The sequence below is a fragment of the Nocardia speluncae NBRC 108251 genome (assembly GCF_001613245.1).
In the GTDB taxonomy this organism is placed as follows: Bacteria; Actinomycetota; Actinomycetes; order Mycobacteriales; family Mycobacteriaceae; genus Nocardia; species Nocardia speluncae.
Genome location: NZ_BDBZ01000006.1, coordinates 37,001 through 55,915, shown reverse-complemented (window position 1 = coordinate 55,915; position 18,915 = coordinate 37,001). Strand labels below are relative to the sequence as shown.

The 18,915-nt window shown below is 64.7% G+C and carries 18 protein-coding genes; 7 read left to right on the top strand and 11 right to left on the bottom strand.

Annotated elements, in window-relative coordinates; translation table 11 throughout:
- Window positions 1-23 precede the first annotated feature (23 nt).
- On the top strand, window positions 24-956 hold the full coding sequence (locus NS6_RS08525) for an AraC family transcriptional regulator (RefSeq protein ID WP_218024253.1): 933 nt from the start codon (window positions 24-26) through the stop codon (window positions 954-956).
- Between the two features lie 58 nt (window positions 957-1,014).
- Window positions 1,015-1,410, top strand: coding sequence for a VOC family protein (locus tag NS6_RS08520; protein WP_068039173.1), 396 nt, complete (start codon window positions 1,015-1,017; stop codon window positions 1,408-1,410).
- A 358-nt stretch (window positions 1,411-1,768) separates the two neighbouring features.
- On the opposite strand, the gene NS6_RS08515 is transcribed toward NS6_RS08520, so the two are convergent.
- The 5 genes from NS6_RS08515 to NS6_RS08490 form a co-directional block, all read right to left on the bottom strand.
- The gene (locus NS6_RS08515; protein ID WP_157112663.1) at window positions 1,769-2,101 is read right to left on the bottom strand and encodes a hypothetical protein; all 333 of its coding nucleotides are present in this window, start codon (window positions 2,099-2,101) and stop codon (window positions 1,769-1,771) included.
- Between the two features lie 430 nt (window positions 2,102-2,531).
- Window positions 2,532-3,911, bottom strand: coding sequence for an alpha/beta hydrolase family protein (locus tag NS6_RS08510; protein WP_210747329.1), 1,380 nt, complete (start codon window positions 3,909-3,911; stop codon window positions 2,532-2,534).
- Between the two features lie 8 nt (window positions 3,912-3,919).
- A complete protein-coding gene (locus NS6_RS08505) occupies window positions 3,920-4,501 on the bottom strand; it encodes an ArsR/SmtB family transcription factor (protein ID WP_068039167.1) in 582 nt (193 codons plus the stop codon).
- Between the two features lie 215 nt (window positions 4,502-4,716).
- Window positions 4,717-5,325 (bottom strand): hypothetical protein, encoded by a 609-nt coding sequence (locus NS6_RS08500; RefSeq protein WP_068039164.1) that lies wholly within the window; start codon window positions 5,323-5,325, stop codon window positions 4,717-4,719.
- 451 nt (window positions 5,326-5,776) lie between these two features.
- Window positions 5,777-6,247 (bottom strand): DIP1984 family protein, encoded by a 471-nt coding sequence (locus NS6_RS08490; protein WP_068039158.1) that lies wholly within the window; start codon window positions 6,245-6,247, stop codon window positions 5,777-5,779.
- 429 nt (window positions 6,248-6,676) lie between these two features.
- On the opposite strand from NS6_RS08490, the gene NS6_RS08485 reads away from it, so the two are divergent.
- Complete coding sequence (locus tag NS6_RS08485; protein WP_068039155.1) at window positions 6,677-7,606, top strand: DUF3048 domain-containing protein; 930 nt, start codon at window positions 6,677-6,679, stop codon at window positions 7,604-7,606.
- Between the two features lie 476 nt (window positions 7,607-8,082).
- Here the strand turns inward: NS6_RS08485 and NS6_RS08480 are convergent, their stop codons facing one another.
- Genes NS6_RS08480 through NS6_RS08470 form a run of 3 tightly spaced genes read right to left on the bottom strand, consistent with a single transcriptional unit; the run spans window position 8,083 to window position 10,051 of the window.
- Window positions 8,083-8,406, bottom strand: a complete 324-nt coding sequence (locus NS6_RS08480) for a hypothetical protein (RefSeq protein ID WP_068039153.1) — start codon at window positions 8,404-8,406, stop codon at window positions 8,083-8,085.
- Window positions 8,407-8,422: 16 nt separating this feature from the next.
- Window positions 8,423-8,818, bottom strand: a complete 396-nt coding sequence (locus tag NS6_RS08475) for a hypothetical protein (protein ID WP_068039151.1) — start codon at window positions 8,816-8,818, stop codon at window positions 8,423-8,425.
- Window positions 8,819-10,051, bottom strand: coding sequence for an amidase domain-containing protein (locus NS6_RS08470; protein WP_068039148.1), 1,233 nt, complete (start codon window positions 10,049-10,051; stop codon window positions 8,819-8,821). It lies immediately after the preceding gene.
- Window positions 10,052-10,449: 398 nt separating this feature from the next.
- Between NS6_RS08470 and NS6_RS08465 the strand changes: the two genes are divergently transcribed.
- The 4 genes from NS6_RS08465 (at window position 10,450) to NS6_RS08455 (ending at window position 14,238) form a co-directional block, all read left to right on the top strand.
- Complete coding sequence (locus tag NS6_RS08465) at window positions 10,450-11,976, top strand: helix-turn-helix domain-containing protein (RefSeq protein ID WP_157112662.1); 1,527 nt, start codon at window positions 10,450-10,452, stop codon at window positions 11,974-11,976.
- A gap of 22 nt (window positions 11,977-11,998) precedes the next feature.
- Window positions 11,999-13,114, top strand: coding sequence for a hypothetical protein (locus NS6_RS08460; RefSeq protein ID WP_068039146.1), 1,116 nt, complete (start codon window positions 11,999-12,001; stop codon window positions 13,112-13,114).
- 72 nt (window positions 13,115-13,186) lie between these two features.
- On the top strand, window positions 13,187-13,525 hold the full coding sequence (locus tag NS6_RS33740; RefSeq protein WP_245669201.1) for a glycosyltransferase family protein: 339 nt from the start codon (window positions 13,187-13,189) through the stop codon (window positions 13,523-13,525).
- A complete protein-coding gene (locus tag NS6_RS08455; RefSeq protein ID WP_068039143.1) occupies window positions 13,522-14,238 on the top strand; it encodes a hypothetical protein in 717 nt (238 codons plus the stop codon). The genes NS6_RS33740 and NS6_RS08455 overlap by 4 nt, the downstream gene beginning before the upstream one ends.
- 936 nt (window positions 14,239-15,174) lie before the next feature.
- Here the strand turns inward: NS6_RS08455 and NS6_RS35705 are convergent.
- The 3 genes from NS6_RS35705 to NS6_RS08435 form a co-directional block, all read right to left on the bottom strand.
- Complete coding sequence (locus NS6_RS35705; protein WP_245669200.1) at window positions 15,175-15,447, bottom strand: hypothetical protein; 273 nt, start codon at window positions 15,445-15,447, stop codon at window positions 15,175-15,177.
- A gap of 366 nt (window positions 15,448-15,813) precedes the next feature.
- Complete coding sequence (locus NS6_RS08440) at window positions 15,814-16,839, bottom strand: alpha/beta hydrolase (RefSeq protein ID WP_307647238.1); 1,026 nt, start codon at window positions 16,837-16,839, stop codon at window positions 15,814-15,816.
- Between the two features lie 469 nt (window positions 16,840-17,308).
- Window positions 17,309-18,853 carry an AMP-binding protein gene (locus NS6_RS08435; protein ID WP_068039137.1) on the bottom strand — a complete coding sequence of 515 codons (1,545 nt, stop codon included), beginning with the start codon at window positions 18,851-18,853 and terminating at the stop codon, window positions 17,309-17,311.
- Window positions 18,854-18,915 lie beyond the last annotated feature (62 nt).

The window sequence follows — 18,915 nt, the reverse complement described above, 5'->3', positions numbered from 1 at the left end:
GGAGTTCGTCTACTCTCGTTACGGTGGACCCTTTGAGTAAATTGCTGGGCGGTATCCGGGCCGAGAGTGCCGTACTCACCCACGCGGTCCTGGAAGCGCCATGGACCATCCGATTCGCCGACCGCGCACCTCTGACGATGATGACCGTGCTCAGTGGGGGCGGCACCCTCCTTCTGGCCGATGGTTCCGAACGCCGCATTTCCGCCGGTGACACCGCGGTAGTGCGTGGTTGCGACCCCTTCCTGCTCGCCGATCGCGCCGATTCGGTCGCGCTGCCGCACGCCGAATACGAGATCGCCTGCTTCACCGAGGGCCCGAAATGCGAAGCGCCGCTCGGGGAAGGGCGCTGGGGTAACGACCCCGCGGGCGAAACCTCCCTGATCGTCGGCGCCTATCGCGCCTCGGGCCGCCGCCACGAACGGCTCGTGCGCGCGCTACCACCGGTCCTGGTGGTTTCCGACGACGCCGAGGTCTGTGCCTGGATGGCCTCCGTCGCCGGGGATGCGGCCGCCCGCCCGGCCGGCGCCCAGGCCATGATGGACCGCCTGCTCGACTGGGCACTGGTATGCACCCTGCGCGACTGGTTCGACGCCCAGGACGCCGACGCCCCCGGGTGGTATCGCGGCCCCGCCGACCCGGTGGTCGGTCCCGCCCTCGAAGCGATGCACAGCAATCCCGACGCAGGCTGGACGGTGGCCACCCTGGCAGCGAAAGCCGGTGTGTCCAGGGCGCTGTTCGCCAAACGCTTCACCGAAGTCATGGGCCAATCGCCGCTGGCCTACCTCACCGAATGCCGCATGGACGAAGCCGAGGAACTGCTGGCCGATCGTGACCTCACGGTCGCGCAGGTGGCCAAGGCCGTCGGCTACGCGGACGCCTTCGGTTTCAGTGCCGCCTTCAAACGCCACCGCGGACTGCGACCCAGCGATTTCCGGGGCAAGGTCGCCAGTTTCTGACCTCGCAGGAGACAAATCTCCAAGCCGGTGCGTATCGCTGCTGCCCATACTCACCTCCATGAGCATTGAGCAGATCACCCCGAAACTGGTCGTCGAGGGAGCCGATAAGGCGATCCGATACTACGGCGAGGTCTTAGACGCCGAGCTCCGGCGGCGGGACGAGGCCGGCGGCCGGGTCGTCTTCGCCGAACTCGGACTTCCCGGTGGGGCGAGTTTCCAGCTGAAGGATGCCGACGCGGTCGACAAGGATCCGTTGCGGCTCGGCGGCCGCGGCCTGTTGCTCACGGTGGTGGCCGAGGATCCCGACCGGCTCGCCGAGCGGATGGCTGCGGCCGGCGGAGAGGTCGTTTTCGAGGTCGCGGACCAGCCGTACGGGATGCGGCAGGGCCGGGTGCGGGACCCATTCGGTCACGAATGGATCGTCGGCCGGCCGATCCCGCAAGACGGCGGGTAGGCCAGATTCTCGACAACGGCCGGAACTCGGTCACGGCGTGGGGTACGGATGCTCCGCGCGATCCTTCGACGGCGGTTTCGGTGGCTGCTCTCGTCGCAGCGAACCGCAGTGTGCGCAGTAGCTTTCCGGTAACCCCCAGGTGAATGCGGCGACCGAGACGCGGCCGCGATCGAGATACGGGCTGGAAAGACCGAACCCCGGACCGCTGGAAAGCGATCCGGGGTTCGGCAGCTCGGGAATCAATCGACCTGAGCCTACGCAGATTTGGGGTGGTGCAGTACGTCCCTCGCTGAAGTGGCCGCGCCGGCGACCCGGGGCCGAAATCGTCCATGGAGGTTCGTACGGGGGTGTTACTTACTTACGGCTGCACAGGAGTCTGGGCGCCGGAGGATCCGGTGGCCAGCAGCTCCAGCAGGGGGCCGAGCGACTCGGCGGAGCCGGTGCCCGGAGCGGGGACAGTGTCGTCGATATGCGCGGCAGTGGGGTCCGCGGTGCCGGCCGATCCGGTGGCCAGCAGCTCCAGCAGGGGGCCCAGCGACTCGGCGGAGCCGGTGCCCGGTGCAGGGGCAGTATCGTCGATGGGGGCCGCTTCGGTGACCTGCACCGGCGCGGCGGAAGCCACGCCTGCGGCGGCGAGGCCGGCGGCAGCGATCGATACGGCAGCGGCAAACGTGCGAAGACTATGTCTCACACCTGTTCCTTTCAATGATGTCCCACGATGGGACTGTTGTGCTTACGCTCGCTTATGTCTGAGAGAGTGCGAAGTGTTACATCAATTTCTCGCGAATTTTTCCGGGCAAGACCTTGCTGCTGATCGCGCAACGATCGTCAAAAGCTCCGTCTCTCAGCAAAACCCGGCTAGGGTCCGCCGGTGAGGCGACATCTGCGATCGGATCGCTCGGCGGACGATCCTGTGGCGGTGCCGTGCCGGGCCGCGAAGCGGGCATCGGCGGCTGGTCGCGACCGCCTCGCCCGGCGTATGGGGAGGCGGTCGTGATCGTTTTCGAGAGGCGGATCAGTCGTACAGGGTGCGTCGAGGTCGGGTGCGGGATCCGTTCGCTCACGACTGGACCGCCGGGAGAGCGAACCCGTAGGGCGGGGCTGCGCGCCGGGCTGTGAAGTCAGGGGAGTAGCAGGCCCCAGTAGATCGCCCAGAGCACGAACCCTGTTCCACCGACAACCGATACCGCCCATCGGGTCCACGCACCTTTCGACATTGTGGCCGGGGAGCGGGGCGTGCGCACCACGAGGTAGCCCAGCGCGACCACCGCGCACACGGCAACGATCTGCAACGCCAGCCACGGCAAGGTGCGTCCGAGTAGTAGCGGGCCGAAGGACGTCGCGCGGCTCATGAGGATATAGCCGAGCTGGACCACCGTGCCGACGATGCCGATCACGGCCGTCGATAGGAGAATGCGGGCGGGGCGCCGGTCCGGTAGTTGCCATGCCCGTACTGTGCCGGTCAGCGCGTAGCCGCCGAACGCGAGCGCGATCACGGCCAGCAGCAGCAGGTTTGCGGGAGCGGATTCCCACCGGGCCACCGCGTCGAGGTCACGCACCGGATGTCCCTGCGCCGCAGGTAAGTCCACCCGTGGGACGGAGGCCGAGTGGGGCAGCCCGGTGATCCACTCACCCATGAGTTCGCCGTATCCCGGCGCAAGTCCGGGCAGCCTGTCGAAGCCGTCGGTGGTCGGTTGCCCACCGTGCTGGGCGCCGGGCAGCGTTACCAGCGTGTAGTTCCGCTTCCCGACGCCGTCGAACGCGGCCTGGAAACCGCGCAGGCTGTCCCCCGGCGGGGTCAGCCGGTCCTTGTCTCCCCAGATGGCGAGGACCGGCTGGGTGATCTTTTGCAGCACCGGTATCGGATCGTAGTCGGCCTGTGCGAACATTCCGGCGCCGACGAGCTGCCGAACCCCGTTGCGCGCCAGCACATCGACCATTGAGCCACGCACGCCGCCCGCACCGAATCTGGTCTCGTTCGCCCATGCCTGCTGGGCGGCCGGCGGGCCCGAGTTCGCGCCGATCGTGATCAGGAATGCCGCCTCGGCCGACCGCGAAGCGGCGAGCGGCGCAACCCACCCGCCCTCGGACAATCCCCACAGACCCACTCGGGCGGGATCGACTTCCGGCCGGCTCCGTAATGCGGCAAGACCTGCCAGCGCGTCGTCGGCCAGTAGTGAATAGTCGCGGTGTGCCGGTGTGTATCCCTCGGTTCGCTTGTCGTAGCTCAGCGCCACGATTCCCGAGCGGGCGAAGGCATCGGCGGTGAGGTCGTAGTGAGAACTGCGGCCGTCGCCCGAGCCGTGGACGAGGACGACGCCCGGTCGTCCGGTGGCGCCGGCCGGTGCGTGGACGGTGCCGGTCGTCGTGGTGCCGTCGCCGCGACTGAACGTGATATCCACCGTGGTGGTGCCGTCTTGTGCGTATGCGGCCGGCGTTCCGTAACAGACAGCGGCGATCATGGCGGTGAGAACCGCGATACGTCGAACGATCGAGAACATCGTTGGACCTACCCGGCCGAGGTGTCGCCGGGCGCCGGGAAGGCGAGAAACCGAGTCAGTACGCGGCGGGTGCCGGGCCGGCCCTGTCGATGGGTCGCTTGAAAACGCTTGAGCAGTGTCAGGTAGTCCTCGAAGAATTCCTCGATTTCCGCGGGCGTCGCATAGACCGCTCCACGCGAGAAGGGCATGATGTCCGCCCACTCGCCCAGCTCGGCGCGCTGCGCCTCGAACTGCTGGAACATCTCGATGTCCTCGGCGAGGTGCTGCGCGAACAGTCCTTCCAATAGTTCGCGCACTTCCGGTGATTGTTCGCGGTCCATCCGGTAGCGCAGATCCTTGGGCGGCGAACGCCACCACCGCTCCTTCCCTTTGGCCAGCTCCGGCGCCTCCTCGATGAATCCGTATTCGGCCAGCTGTCGCAGGTGGTAGCTGGTGGCTCCGGTGTTCTCCCCGAGTAGGGCGCCGAGCGCGGTGGAGGTGGCCGGGCCGTTTTCGGCGAGGGCGCGCAGGATGCGCTGGCGCAGCGGGTGCGCCAGCGCACGGAGTGCGGCCGGGTCGGTGATTTCTCTGGGAGGTATCTCCGCGGACATTCTTACAGAATAATCTTTGCAAACTAATATATGCAAAGGTTTCTTTGTAACAGCTGCGACCAGTGGGCTTCGTCGACTCGGCGGGTGGCATGAGGTCCTTCTCGCTGCCGCGGCGCGAGACATGGGTGAGTTCGGGTAGAGCACCGGAGACGGTCGGTAGTGGCCAGGAACTCGCGGATCGGCGTCGGCTTACCGGTGCCGGCTGCCGGTGATCGTCACATATCGCCGTCGGCGGGGGTGTACCCGAACGGCGGTTCGGGTTTGACGCGATCGGCGAACACCGTGGGGAATACCGCGATGGCCGGGCTGTTCAGTTCCTCGGGCATGATCCACGGGGTCTTACCCGACTTCGGCGCCACAGTCCGCCGGACCCGCTGCTCCTCGGTGTACAGCCACGCCGACCAGACTTCACCCACGTAATCGGCGACCGCCAAGGCGCGGAATTGCGGTGCATCCCGTTTCGGTTCGGTCGGCGTGGGGATCGGCGGGAAGCCCGGCACCACCAGATTCGTCTTGTTGCGCTGGGAGTAGTCGTCGACCGCCCGGCAGATACGCTCCTGCTGGGCCGTGGTCTGTTCGATCAGATCCACGAATACGCCGATCCGGTTGGCATGCGTGAAGGGGAGCGGCGGGCCGGTGCCGTCGGTGAGAACGACGAAATGCTCTGCCGTGAGCGACCGGATCTTCCTGTCGTGGTCCGGATCGTCGTGCCGGATCACCGCCGCGTTGGTGTTGCGGACGATGGTGGTGTCGATACGACTGGTCAACCAGACTGCGGTGGCGTCGGCAGTGGGTTGTTTGTCGACGATTGCGAACCCGAGCATATGTCTCCCGTCCGAAGCGGCGATGAGCAGTGCTGCTGTGCCGGGGCATGTTCGAGCCGGCCCCGACATCCGTGCTCTTCGTTCACGGGCCGGATTGTGTTACACATCACGTAAAAACGGAGGTCGAGCCCACATCTATGGGCTCTGCCCGCGATGTCCGGCCGGCTTGCCCGGCAAGTTCCAGGCCCGCGATTTCGGCAGCGCCGGGTCTTCTCGCACGACTACAAGATTTCAGTGGAGTACCCCGTACCCGCCCTCACCGTGACGGATCCGCACCCGGTTGTGTGTTGTGCACTGTGCACTTTCACCTGTGCGCGTTGCTGGGCTGCGATGTCGATAGAGGAGTCGAACCCCTCGCACTGCCCTTCGTGCGCCAGGAGGTGACCGAATGCCCGTCGGTCCAGCGGGTCGGTGCGCGCCTCCGTGCCGGCTACCTGCTCCACTGCTGCGCTCAATCCAGGAGGTCGACCTCCCAATTGGCGCGCTGGATCCGCACATCCAGTTCACGTAGCTGTGCGGCGAGCCCGTCGGCCTGTGCGCGGAGTTCGGCGACCGGCAATGCGGACAGGATTTTCAGCTCCGACCGCAGCTGCCGTGTGTAACCGCCGCGGTTCCTGCCCACGGCGGCGTCGGCCGCGTCGGTGATCACCGAATGCTGAAGCCGTAATGTGTCGCGGCGGGCGAGCGCATCGGTGAGGGTGCCGTCCGCACCGATGGTCGTGGCGGCATTGGTGCGGTTGATCCGGCGGATCAGTGCTTCGTACTCGGCGAGCACCTCGCCGGCTTCGCCGAGTAGCGCCGCGGCGTTCTCGGCGGGTTCCTCGCCCTCCTGGTACCGGGCGTTGCCCACGATCCGGGTGCGCAGTTGTTCGATTCGGCGCACCGCGTCCGCACGCAGCGACAGAGCTTCTGCCAGCTTCACATCCCCCTACTTTCTGTCGCGACAGGAAGATTCGATTATGGACCAAAGGTGCCGGGTGGTCTATTCGGTAAATGTGCGGCGCGACCACAAGCGCCCGGCACGTCACGGGTACTTCGTCGTCCAGCGGCCCGAGCGAAGGACAGCTACGGATTCCACGATCCCTGCTCGTTCGAGTACATCCTCGGCCGGTCGGGTTGCGCCGGGAATCTGCGATCTGCATGGGCACATGCCCGTACTGGTCGGTCGTCGATACCGATCTGTTCGGGGGAGGAAACCATCGGGGCTCTTGGCTTCGACCTGCCATGGGGTGTCGGTAGGCGCTGCTGCCGTCAGCGTCCGCCGGAGCGTAGCCGCGGCCCGCGGCCGGCTCGACTACTCCTGCCACGGTCGGGTGCGGCGTAAAATCGGGTGCGTTAGGGAGTTGCCTCTATGCGACAGCGATGGTGGGTATGGATTGCCGCATTCCTGACGACACTGGGAATGTGCGCCGTGGTCGCGTGCGGTAACGGCACCCGACCCGAGAGCGCTACATCTTCCCGGGTAGGGGTGCCCGTGCTGGTCGCGAAGATAGACAACAGCCCGCAGGCCCGGCCACCGGTCGGCCTCGGAGCCGCCGATGTGGTCTACGTCGAGCCGGTCGAGGGCGGTTTGAGCCGGTTGGCTGCGGTGTTCTCGACCGACAAACCCCCGGTGATCGGACCGGTCCGAAGTGTGCGGGAAACGGATCTGACGCTGTTGGACCAGTTCGGCAACCCGACGTTGGCATCCTCTGGTGCCGCACCTGAGCTGGTCGCCTCCGTCGACAGCTCATCGCTCCAGAACGCCTCGGCCGATCGGCAACCTGCGGCGTACTACCGCGACTACAGTCGCGAGGCTCCGCACAACCTGTTCGTCCATTCGGACCAGTTGCCCGTGGGCGGCGGCTGGCCTTCTGCGTCACAACTACATTTCGGTCCGGCGCCTGCCGGCGGCATGCCCACGCAGTATCAGGAAGCGCGGTATCCGGGCACGGTGTTCGGTTTCGACTGGTCACCCGAACAACAGCGGTGGCTGGTGTCCATGGACGGTGCCGCCTACACCGTTGCCGATACCGGACAGCTCATGGCGAGTACGGTCGTGCTGCAGAGTGTGCAGGTGCAGAACTCGGCCGTCAGCGATATCGCGGGCAGCGTCTCACCCCTGGCCCAGACGACCGGTAACGGTCCGGCACTCGTCCTTCGTGACGGTCAACAGTTCCCGGCCGAGTGGTCCCGGACCTCCCCACAGGTAGGCACAACCTATACAACCCCCACCGGAACAGCCATTCCCTTCGCGCCGGGGCAGGTCTGGATAGTCCTGATTCCCGCGCAGCTCTGGTGACTGAGGCCGCGCTGCCTCAACGTCCTGCCGGCACGCCGTCGAGGCCTTCGGGATCGGATGTAGTCCGTCTCGCCGACTGTGATGACCCATTCCGGGTCGACGATAATCGAGAGCGTGCAGGGTGTTCCGGACGGCGACTACATCGCCTCGAGCCCACTGGTGCGCACCATCACCGACCGTGTAGATATCCAGGACCTCTCCCGAACACACTGCTGCGCCGTCGGCCGGCGCCTGTCAGCGTGGCGTCCGCAAGTAACACAGAGTTCGATCACGCGACCTGAACCGCGAGCCGGTTGGCCTAGCGGGGAAGGTGAAATCGCCCAGGTCGGGTTGTCGGTGCTTCTCGGGCGGGGACAGGTGCCGTGCCTCATGTGCCGACTCCGCTGTCCGGCCCTGCGGCCCAGCAGAGCCGAGCCTTTCATATCGCATCATCCGCGCATCTCGGTGGACTCCGCTGCCGGTCGAATCGAGGAGACCTACTGGGACATCGCGTCCACCGCTTTGCCGACGCGATCGAGACTCGTAGCGTACCGTTCGTCGACGGTCATCCGGCTCGTTACGACCTCCACGATTTTCTGGCCTATGCTATCGAGCTCTGCCAGGCTCGACAGTATGTCCGTCTTGCGCATTTGAGCGAAATCAGCCAAGGCAGCTCCGGTCTGCCAACCGTCGTTGGCCTGCTTCGCGGGTTCGATTTCGTCGAATTGTTGTTCGAGACGGAGGCGGGAATCGTTGCTATCGGTGGAGATCGCCGTCCCGGCCTGGCGGGCCGATTCGGGATCGATGCATATTTCGCCCATGGTGAATCCTGTTCTGTCAGAAGCGGCCGGTGCACGGATGGTATTCGGTCGAGGTCGGTTCCTCGGAGCCCGGATCGACGAGTGCGGACCCGACAAGCAGCGCGTAACCGACGGTGATAACGAATGCGAGGCCCCCCATCATAATGGCCGGTACTTTGATTGCGATGGATTCGAACCGGAGGACCGAAATAACGAATATGATCGCCGCGGCTCCCGCGACGAGTAATAGGATCGTGGCCGACCAGTTGAAAACTATTGCCGCCATCGGTACGTCGATATCTCGTGCGCAATGGGATTCGAGCAGAGCTTCCGTCCGCTCGTCCAGTTTTCCGTCTGCTGCAACGAGCAAAAGTACAGCAGAAATGAAACTCACAGCAACGACCAGGGCGGAGGACAGAGCGAGGCGTTTCAACTACCAGGTCTCCTTCGGGCGGATGACGCGAACGTTCTGTGTGCCGCCGTCCTGATCGGAGAATCCCATCCGGTTGGTCAAGCTCAAGTCTCTTCCGTTGGTGGTGTGCTGGGAGTACAGGACATCTCCGTTGGGCAGCACCGCAGTGACCACCGCAGTGTGGTGGGCTTCACCGGCGTTGTAGTCGCCGACCTCCTGCGTATGTTCCCAATAGAGCACGTCGCCCGGTCTCACGCCGCCCAAACCGACGTCCTCCGCACCGTTGTCGAGAAAGAGGTTCTTCTGCTTTTCCGCATTGAACCACGTGTCGGTGTAACTCAGGCCCTGAAGGGAGCCCGGGCCCGGAGGGTCGAAGTCGATCCCCGCCGTTCGGCTCCGGTTCCAGCCGTCCGAATCAGTGGTCATGTCGCCCTTGGGATCCAGGCCGGCGGCTGCCAGCGTCGTGGACACGAAGTGTGCGCAGTTGTTCTCGAATATGTCTATCGAGGTGTCGTCCGCATGTTCACGGGCGAACTCCACCGCCGCGACTGCGTTGTAGCCGTTCGATCCTTCGAGTTCTTTCTTGACACTCTCGGGGATGCCCTCGAGCCCATGGAGTTCGACCGGCGTCGCCGACATGAGTTGCTCTCGTCGTTCAACGGAGAGCGAATTCCACCATGCTTCGACTACATCGGGCGGCTGGCCTTGGGGGAGGGTTTCGCGGATTGAGTCCAAGGCATCGGCCACCGCAGCGGATTGTTGGGCGGTTGCATCCTCCAGTGAGGCGGTGTCGACATTGATGCTCAGCTTCCGGAGTGCATCCGCGACTTCCTGATCGGCGCGATTTGCTGCATCGATCGCATCCTTGATCAATGTATTGTACCGGTTGCAGTCGTCCAATGCAGTATCCGGATCATGATGACCGTCGGGAACGACCAATACGTCGACTTCGAGTCGCAGACCCGCGACAGCACCGGCGGAAATCGCGGAGCTTGCCTGCCCCTGAGCAATTCGGGCGGTGTCTTCCAATGTGTCCAGTGCCGTTACAGCTCCGCGCAGCAGTACCGCGACTTCTTCCAGTTTGCCGGTGACGTCTGAAATCCGATTCCGAGCGATGTTGCCCAGGTAATCCGTCCATGATTCCTCGAGGCGGCGAGAGCCGTTCGCGTGGATCGCAGCGACGGCCTCCTCACAGTCCTTGGCTGCGGCGAGCAGGTCGTCAGCTGCTGCTTGCCACTTGCCTGGATCGGCCATTCGGAGTTGATGTAGATCCACAGGCCCCCCTTCTGCTCCCGGCCGCACCCAGCATAGGGCTGGCGATCGACACACATCAAGCCCGGGGGATCGCTGTATTCTCGCTGGTGGTGGGGATGGAACATGGCTTGCCCCGCGTTCGGGGAGGGGTCCAGCCACGACCAGGACGGCCAGTGGCAGGCCGATTGCGATGGCAAATCCGAGCGCGATCACTGTCGACGTGAGCCGCTCATGGTCGACGGTTGTGCATCAGGTATGCCGATTCAACGTCCGGCGAGCATGAAGATCCATATGGGAGGTGTCGAAGGAGTACGTGACACGGCTCCCGGATCGAGCCACGACCTGAGCGTGTCGGCGATGGACCGGAGCAATCGGGCGGTCGACGGACTCGTCGTCGGGTGAGTCCTACCAGATGTGTCATCGAGGTAGGGAAGTTCGTGGATATGGTCACCGACCGCAACAGTTTCGGGAAGGATTCGACCGTGGACGGCACTGAGGAGTTCGCGTGGCTGCGACGCAGCGATGGGCCGAGCTCGGACCGTCGGGTAGGCCCGTTGGTTCGTGAATACCGACTAGCGAAAGGGCTGAAACAAGCAGCGGTTGCCCGTGACCTGGGAATCACACAGCAGTTCCTCAGCCAGGTGGAGACCGGTGCGCGGAACCTTACGCTGGATCAGCGTCAGGGATTCGTGCGCGTGCTGGGGATTCCCGCCGAAGAGCTCGGTCTCGCCGGCCGAAGACGCAGTGGCCCCATGCCGCGGGAAACTACCGCGGCCGTGGCGGAAAGCCGGGGGCGGTGGCGAGTTCAGCGCCAGTGGCTCAATCAGCATCGCGCCGAGCTCGGAAATATGGCCGTCGAATGGCATGCCGGTGAGAATCCGGTAGCCAGAACGGCTCTCATTACGGGAGAAGACTGGCTGGCCGACCGGCCGGTGGAGCTGGGCTCGGTGCGGCTGCGTTTGGACGAACGACCACAGCCGGCCCACCTCACCGGAGCCGAGTCGGTGACTACACCGATACGGCCGCTACGAACCCCGGACGCGGCGTTCGAAACCTACTCCTCGGCGGTGAAGCACCTGGATCCCCCCGAGCTGTTCGAGTCCAGACCGAGCTACCGGTACCTCGGCGGTTCGGTATCTGCACCTGAGATGCACTTCGGATTGGCCGCATATTTCGACAAGATCGACGTATCCGAAGCGCTCGCGCACGAGTTGGCCGCAGCAACCATGGACGGCTCTGTGCAAGACGCGGCCGCGCTACGGGGAAACCTGCCCTTCCGAGAGCTGATCGGTGACCCTTTCGATGCAGCGCGCAGGGCGATCATTCCCGCAATCACGACCTTGACCGTGCGTTTGCGTCGGTATCCGGCCGAACCGTCGTTCCTACTGCATTGGCGTGATCCCCATCGTGTGGCGACCGCTGCCGGTATCTACGATGTTGTTCCGGCCGGCGAGTTCCAGCCTTCCAGCGTCGCATTGTGGGACCGGGAAAATGACTTCTCGCTGTGGCGAAATATTGTTCGCGAGTTTTCGGAGGAACTGCTGGGGCGGCCCGAGCACGACGGTAGTCGAAGCGCGCCGATCGACTACGTTCGATGGCCGCTGTATCAGCAGCTGGGCGCCGCGCGGGGCCAGGGGAAATTGACGGCATTCGTTCTCGGCATGGGATTGGACGCCCTCACTTTGGCGGCAACGATCCTGACAGTAGTCGTCATAGATGACGATGTTTTCGAAGAGGTGTTCGGTGCGACGGTGCGGTTCAACGAGGAAGGCGAGGTCGTCGCGTTCGGCGACGGCTCTGCTGCCGACGGCATACCGTTCACAGCCTCCGCTGTCGACCGGCTTCTCGACAGGGAACCGCTCGCGGCGCCGGGAGCCGCGTGCCTGGCCCTGGCATGGAAGCATCGGCACAGTCTGTTCAGCTGAGACCGAGCCTCAGGAGTATGAGATGAGCGTGAGCGGGACCGCACGTCAACTGACCGAGAGCGAGCGTGCATGGATAGAAACACGCTCCTACCTGCGTGAGAACCGGACGATGCTCGACGCCGCCGCCGCGCGGAGATACCCGGCGCTTCATCGGGTAGCCGACTCCGCGTTACTCGCGGACACCGAATGGCTCCCGGTTGCTCCGTTCAGACTAGAAGATCTGGTACTGGAGCTGGCCTCGAGCACTGAACAGGCGGAAACCCATCTCGTAACAGTGAGTTCCGCTGTTCCGGCTCGCGCGACGGGCGAGCGGTACGCGGGCTACGCCGAGGCCATAGGAGAACTGGTTGCACCCGCAGTCTTCGAGGACCGGCCGACCTACCGGCTTCTTGCGGCCGACCTCACCGCTGAGTCACCGTGGATGCGATTCGGGCTCGGGACATATTTCGACAGCATCGACGTCGGAGAAGCGGCGGCACATGAATTCGTTCTCGACCTGCGAGGAAATTGTGGCGTTCCCGGGGTACGGTCGAGCATCGATAACCCGTGTGACCCGAAACAGCGGCCGGTGAACCTGGCGATTACGACTGTTACCATTCGTCGGGACCCGGCCTCCGACGAGAAGTCGTTCCTGCTGCACTGGCGTGACCCCCGAAAGGTCGGCCACGCCGGGGGCATGTATCAGGCTGTACCTGTCGGTATTTTTCAGCCTTCGGGGTACGCGACATGGAATATCGAGAACGACTTCTCCCTGTGGCGCAATATGACTCGTGAGTTTGCCGAGGAGCTGGCGGGCGCCGGGGAAGATCATGGGAGCGAGAACGCACCTATCGATTACGAGGCATGGGAGTTCGCGGCCACTCTCGATCGGGCTCGGCGGGACGGAACTGTGACCGCCTACTGCCTCGGACTCGGTGCCGACCCGCTGACCTTCGCAACCGACCTGCTCACAGCGGTCGTTATCGACGGGCCGGTGTTCGATGCCCTCTTCGGTGATGTGGTGAGCGGTAATGACGAAGGCCAGGTCCTGGAATGGCAGCCCTTCGCTGCCGAACACGTGCAAGCTCTTATCGATGAGTACCCGGTGCAAGCGGCGGGCGTCGCGGCACTGAGGCGGGCGGTCTCGCTTCTGTGCTGAGGCGATACAACCCGCTGTTGTACAGCTTGTAGTTGTTGGAAGCGACGTACGGGTACAGGCGACTCTGCTGGTATGAAGTCCACCGATCAGTCGGATGACCAACGCCGTGCAATCGGGTTCGTCCGGCGGGATATCCCCTTTCATGGAGTAGATCTGGACGCGCTCGCCCGCCGTCACGGATGTCGTTTGGTATTCACAGTTATCACGGACACGGGTCCGGTGATATCAGGCATTGTTGTGGCGCAGCATTTGAGCGAGTACGCCGCCGACGCGGTGGTCGTGCCAGGGTTTGAGCACGGCGAACCGATCCGGTGCCTCATTACTGATCTCGCTGTACTCATCACACCGATGCGAGTGTATCCACTCGGCTACCGCTGGCCGGTCGTCGGACGCGACAGTGGCCCGCGATGATCTGGGATTTGCAGCTGGTTCTGTTGGCCTTCGCATTGCTATGCCTGACGGCGGCACTCTTCTGGCCCGTGCTCGTCGATCGGCCCGATGGCTTCGACGTGGACTCGCCTCGTCCGCCGTGTGCTGCCGGTGTGCGGAAGCACTCGATCGGCCATGCGATGCCATCATGGTCGTGCTTGGAGACGGATGGGTTCGTGAACGGGAACAACGACAGCAGCGGAGGCCTCATCGTGGAGAGCGACAACCAGCTCGGGTTCGACATCGACTTCGATGACAAAACCCAGGCATGGCTGGATTGGGTGGCGCCCGAACGTATGGAGTTGGGCATCCGAGCGTTTCTGGCCGAAGTGGCTCCCGACGTCACCCCGGATTCGCTGTGGTGGAAACCGCCGTTGTCCACGAAGGTGCTGGAGGCAGCGGAAAAACTCTTCGGTGACTGGGCAGGTTTCGTAGCACCGGAAAACTGGTATGTCGCTGATGGTTTCGTTCGCTTCCTGGGAGAGTGCTACGTGCGGCGCTCTGGAATGACCTGGGCGAACCGTCCAGAGTGGGGAGTTTTGCTGTACTCCGATTTCGGGCCGGCGGTGCGGTACGGCGACGACATTCGGGATGTGGTCGCGATGTCGGAGACCTTGTTCAGAAAGAATTACGGCCCTCGAATGGTCGAATACAACATGACCGACGCCGGTCCGCAGGGCCGGAATTCCACATAATTCCCCATTTCTGCGGGAGATTACGCCCTTTCACACTGTAATTCCGATTGATGGGGGTGGGTGCTCCTGTGCCCGAATACGATGCCGTGCGGCGGCAACTGTCCAGATATGAACGAGGTTTGTACTTCGAGCTCGGCCGGGCTCGGGAGCGGGGGGAAACGGCTGAGAAAGGCTGGGTACGCCAGTTTGCCTTGGTCACCGGCAAAGGTGCGCGTGTTCTGGATTCGGCGCGGTCGGACGGCCGCGGAACTCGAGGCGTCGAACGGAAATCCGGCCGAATCAACGAACGGGAGGCGTTGCGGCAGCTCGAGCGCGAGCGTTCCGGGCTGTCGTCCGGCCAACTCACACACAGCCGGTGGGAAACTGTGGCCGGCGAAAAAATTCCGGCCACAGTACACGACGAAATGCAGGCTATGGCCCGCGATTTTCCCGGCCGGTTTCATCATGAGATGGTCTCCCGAGCGGATGCACTGCGTGCGATTCGAATGGGTCGATCGCTGGCGAGTAAGCAACTCGAGCTGGTGCGGATCCATGAGTTGGATCGCGCGGATCGTGCTCGTAAACGGCTGGAAAGGATCAGGGAAATCGCCCGAGAGCGGGAGGCCGAACAACGGTCGAGAGATCAGGCGGTGGCGTGGCAGCGACAGCGGGAAGCCGCGCAACGGGTGGCGGAGTCCGCACGTCAGGCACGGGAAGCAGCACGAAATGGGAAGCATCTACCCATGACCGGCCGTGAGGCGGCAGATCTATTGATCGTCAACAGGCCCACCCCCGGGATCGCCTCACCTCACCGCCAACCACCGTCACCGGAGAGGACTGGGCGAGGGCGGGACGAGCGTGGCCGTGATCGTGGGATCCAGTGTGAGCGGTGAACGAAGTATCGGAAACGATCAGGGGGCGGACGATCGAATCCGCCGCCGCAGCCCGGACTCGGTGCTACTCGTTGAGGGTGAACCAGGCCATGCCCGAGAGTTGTTCCAGTTCAGGATGCTGTGGGTACAGGTCGGCCGTGGCGACAATGGTGGCCTCCACCCGCCCGACCCCGGGTCCCAAGCCCATACCCGTGATCACACTGTCGGGGCCGGTCTCGATTACACCGTTGGCGCCGACCTTCTGGGATTGCCCGCCGGTGGTGCCGCTGTCGAGGTTCTTCCACCGGATCGCCACCCGGTAGGGCTCGCAGGACGACCCGGTCTGCGTGATCTTCACCCTGACCCCGAGATGCCCCGCCTGCGGCTGCGGGGCCGTTTCGGCGTTGATAATGGCCGAGCAGCCGTTCCCGGTATCCGGGCGAGTGCGGAGTTGAACTGCGTGACCTGATTCCACGGCACCGCCGCCGCCGAGCCACTGAACCCGGTGAGTGCGGCGGCAGCCGCTGCCGCGGCCACTCCCACCAGGGTCGAAATCGGCTTACCACGTGTGCGTTTTCAGATTCATGATTGATCTATCGGGGTTCACGGAGCTTCGTTGATGGCTGATCCGTTTCGGAACGGCAACGGCTTGTCTTCCTGTCGGTCATACCGTTTCGAGCGCTTGGCCGGCCCTCCTCTGGTGTGCTCCACCGGCTGCCGCCGCTCAGGCGGTGATCCCCAGCGAGCCGGCGAGGAACGGCCAGGAGTGGTGCAGGTCGTCCTCCCAGTAACCCCAGGAGTGGGTGCCGACCGGCCGATCGTGCAGTGTCACGGGAATGTTCAGTTCCTGTAGCCGGTTGGTGAGGTTCATCGTGCAGTGCTGAATGGCCGCTTCGATGGGCGCGCCGAAGACGATCTGGACCGGGAGCGGGATCCGGCCCTCCTGGACCCGTTTGTCCGCGGGAGTGTCGTGCGGTGCTGCGGGGATACCGCTGCCCGTGCTCAGATAAATGGCGGTGCCGCGCAGCCGGTCCGCGTGTACCAGTGGATCATTCGCGCGCCACAGTGGTCCGTTGCGTGGGCCCCACATGTTTTCGACGCTCTGCCCGCCACCCCAGTTCTCGACGGTGATCCGGACGAATTCCTGCCCGATCGGGTCGGAGGTCTGTGCGCAACCGCTATAGGACGCCACGCTTTTCCAGAAGCCGGGTTTGGCGATGGCGAGGTTCAGGACGGAGGTGCCGCTCATCGATACACCCGCCAGCGCCCGGTTACCGTCGGCGCCCAGGAATTCCTCGATCACCGGGGGTAACTCTTCGTTGAGGAAGGTCTGCCATTTGTTGCGGCCCAGCGCGGCATCGTCGCGGATCCAGTCGGTGTAGTAGGAGCTGGCACCGTCGAACGGGGTCACCACATTGACGTTCTTGTCGCGCAGGAAGCCGACGGCGTCGGTTTGCACATCCCAGCCGCTGCCGCCGGGGCCGCCCTGCGAACCGTTGAGCAGGTACAGCGTGGGGTGCGGTCGTGAACCGTCGGCGGCGCGGATCACTTGCAGCTGGATCGGCCGGTTCATCGCCGGTGAGAACACCGATACCAGTTGCTGCCGGTCGTTCACCTGCTCCACCGAGACCACGGCCGCCGCGTCCGGGGCCGCTGTCGCGGTGCTGCCGGTGCCGATCAGGCAGGCGGTGGCCAGGGCGGCGGCGAGGGTGCAGCGTGCTGCGGTGGTGCGTAGGGATCGCGTTGTCAAAGTCGGGGCCTTTCGTATGCCTCGCGCGGTCACTGTCGGCGATGACGCCGGGGCCGCCGTGTTCGCCGGGGGTCCGGATCGACATCGGAAGGGGTTCGTGCTGCCACGGTCTCCGGTTTGGTGCGACGCGATTTCCGGCGAAAAGTGCAGCCGGACAGACCGCGCGGCCGGTGCCGCCAGGCGAACGTAGCCTTACCGGCGGCGGCCTGTGGATGTGCCGCGCCGGGAATCGCCGAGTAACTGCCGTCCGGTCCCGGTGATCGATATGCCGCACGTCCAGCACGTTCGAGGTGTGCGGCCGGTGGACCGTGCGCCGACGGGGATCGAATGAGCTCGGCCGCGCAGCGGCGCCGGTTACCGACTTCGAAGGGGGAGTGCTGAACGGTGACTCGACGGGCGCGCGCCGGACCTGAGGCAGCTCGCGCGACAACCGGGGTTGCTGCGCGAGCTGCGCCGCCTGCCGGAGTGACTACTGGGTGTGAGGGGCCAGCGTCTTCCGGATCTCCGGCTTGAGAACTTTGCCGACCTTCGAACGTGGCAGGTCCGGCCAGATCTCCAGCTGCTTGGGCGCTTTCACACTGCCCAGCCGTTGTTTCACGAAGTCGATCAGTTCCGCGCTCGTGGCCTGCTGTGCAGGGCGCAGCTGGACCACGGCGGTGACTCGTTCGCCCCACTTGTCGTCGGGCAGGCCGAGGACGGCACTGTCCTGGACTGCGGGATGCGCGGACAGCGCGCGTTCGACCTCGGCCGAGTACACATTGAAACCGCCGGTGATGATCATGTCCTTGGCCCGGTCGACGATGTAGAGGAAGTTGTTCTCGTCCAGGTATCCGATATCGCCGGTGTGGTGCCAGCCGTGCGTGCTCACTGCCGCGGTGGCCTCGGGATCGTTGTGATAGCCGGCCATCACCAAGGGGCCGCGCACCACGACCTCCCCGCGCTCGCCCCGGTCCAATAGATCGCCGGCCTTGTTCATCACCGCGACCTGGGTCAACGGGGTGGGCCGGCCGGCGCTGGTGAGCCGTTCGGTGGCGATCGTCCCGTCGGGACGGAAATGCTCGGCGGGAGCGAGAGTGGAGATCATATTGGGTGCTTCGGTCTGCCCGAACAACTGTCCGAGCACCGGGCCGATCCGGTGCAGCGCCTCCTCCAGGCGCGTCGGTGACATGGGCGCGGCCCCGTACCAGAGGCAGCGCAATGAGGTCAGGTCGGTCGTCTCGAGGTCGGGATGATCCAGCAAGCCGTAGATCACTGTCGGCGGCAGGAAGGCGTGGGTGATGCGGCAGCGCTCGATCAACCGGAGGAACGCGCCGAGGTCGGGAGCAGGCATGATCACGACCTCCCCGCCCAGCGACAGAATCGGGAAGGTGAGCACCCCGGCGGAATGAGTGAGTGGTGCGAGCGCGAGGTAGCGAGGCCGGTCGCCGAACGGGTAACTCATCAGTGCGGAGGCAGTGGAGACGGCCATATTGGTACCGGTCAGCCGGACACCTTTCGGTTTTCCGGTGGTGCCACCGGTTCCGGCGAGCATGCAGACCTCGTCACCACCTGGCACGACCTCCGCCAAGGGGCCCTCGGGAGCGGCGGCGATCCAGTCGGCGAAGGTGAGCGCACCGTCGACCGTGCCGTCGAGGCAGACCAGGGTGGTCAGCGCGGGCAGCGCGGCACGGATGGCGGTCACCAGCGGCGCGAACTGTTCCTGGAACAGCAGGCAGCGGCAGCCGAACAAGTCGAGCAGTTGCCGGTTCTCCTCGGCCTCGTTGCGGGGGTTGACCGGGCACCATACGGCGCCGCGGCGGGATATTCCGAAAACGCAGGTCAGTGCCATGGGGTCGTTACCGGAAAGGATGGCGACCCGGTCGCCGCGGCCGACACCGGAGGCATGGAGTGCAGCGGCGATCCGCCGGGACGCATACTGCACCTCGGCGTAGGTGAGGGACGCACCGTTCATGGTCAAACAGGGGGCGTCGGCGCCCAGGGAAACGCCCTTGTCCAGGTAGTCGGCCAACCGCACGTTTCTGTACCTCGCTGTAGGAGTGGGGAACCCGGGCCGGCCGCCGGGTGACGGCCGGCCGG

Bases quoted from the DNA above. Each gene is read 5' to 3' on its own strand.
- NS6_RS08520 (WP_068039173.1), top strand. From the start codon at position 1,015: ATGAGCATTGAGCAGATCACCCCGAAACTGGTCGTCGAGGGAGCCGAT.
- NS6_RS08510 (WP_210747329.1), bottom strand. From the start codon at position 3,911: ATGTTCTCGATCGTTCGACGTATCGCGGTTCTCACCGCCATGATCGCC.
- NS6_RS08505 (WP_068039167.1), bottom strand. From the start codon at position 4,501: ATGTCCGCGGAGATACCTCCCAGAGAAATCACCGACCCGGCCGCACTC.
- NS6_RS08500 (WP_068039164.1), bottom strand. From the start codon at position 5,325: ATGCTCGGGTTCGCAATCGTCGACAAACAACCCACTGCCGACGCCACC.
- NS6_RS08485 (WP_068039155.1), top strand. From the start codon at position 6,677: ATGCGACAGCGATGGTGGGTATGGATTGCCGCATTCCTGACGACACTG.
- NS6_RS08480 (WP_068039153.1), bottom strand. From the start codon at position 8,406: ATGGGCGAAATATGCATCGATCCCGAATCGGCCCGCCAGGCCGGGACG.
- NS6_RS08470 (WP_068039148.1), bottom strand. From the start codon at position 10,051: ATGGCCGATCCAGGCAAGTGGCAAGCAGCAGCTGACGACCTGCTCGCC.
- NS6_RS08460 (WP_068039146.1), top strand. From the start codon at position 11,999: ATGAGCGTGAGCGGGACCGCACGTCAACTGACCGAGAGCGAGCGTGCA.
- NS6_RS33740 (WP_245669201.1), top strand. From the start codon at position 13,187: ATGAAGTCCACCGATCAGTCGGATGACCAACGCCGTGCAATCGGGTTC.
- NS6_RS08455 (WP_068039143.1), top strand. From the start codon at position 13,522: ATGATCTGGGATTTGCAGCTGGTTCTGTTGGCCTTCGCATTGCTATGC.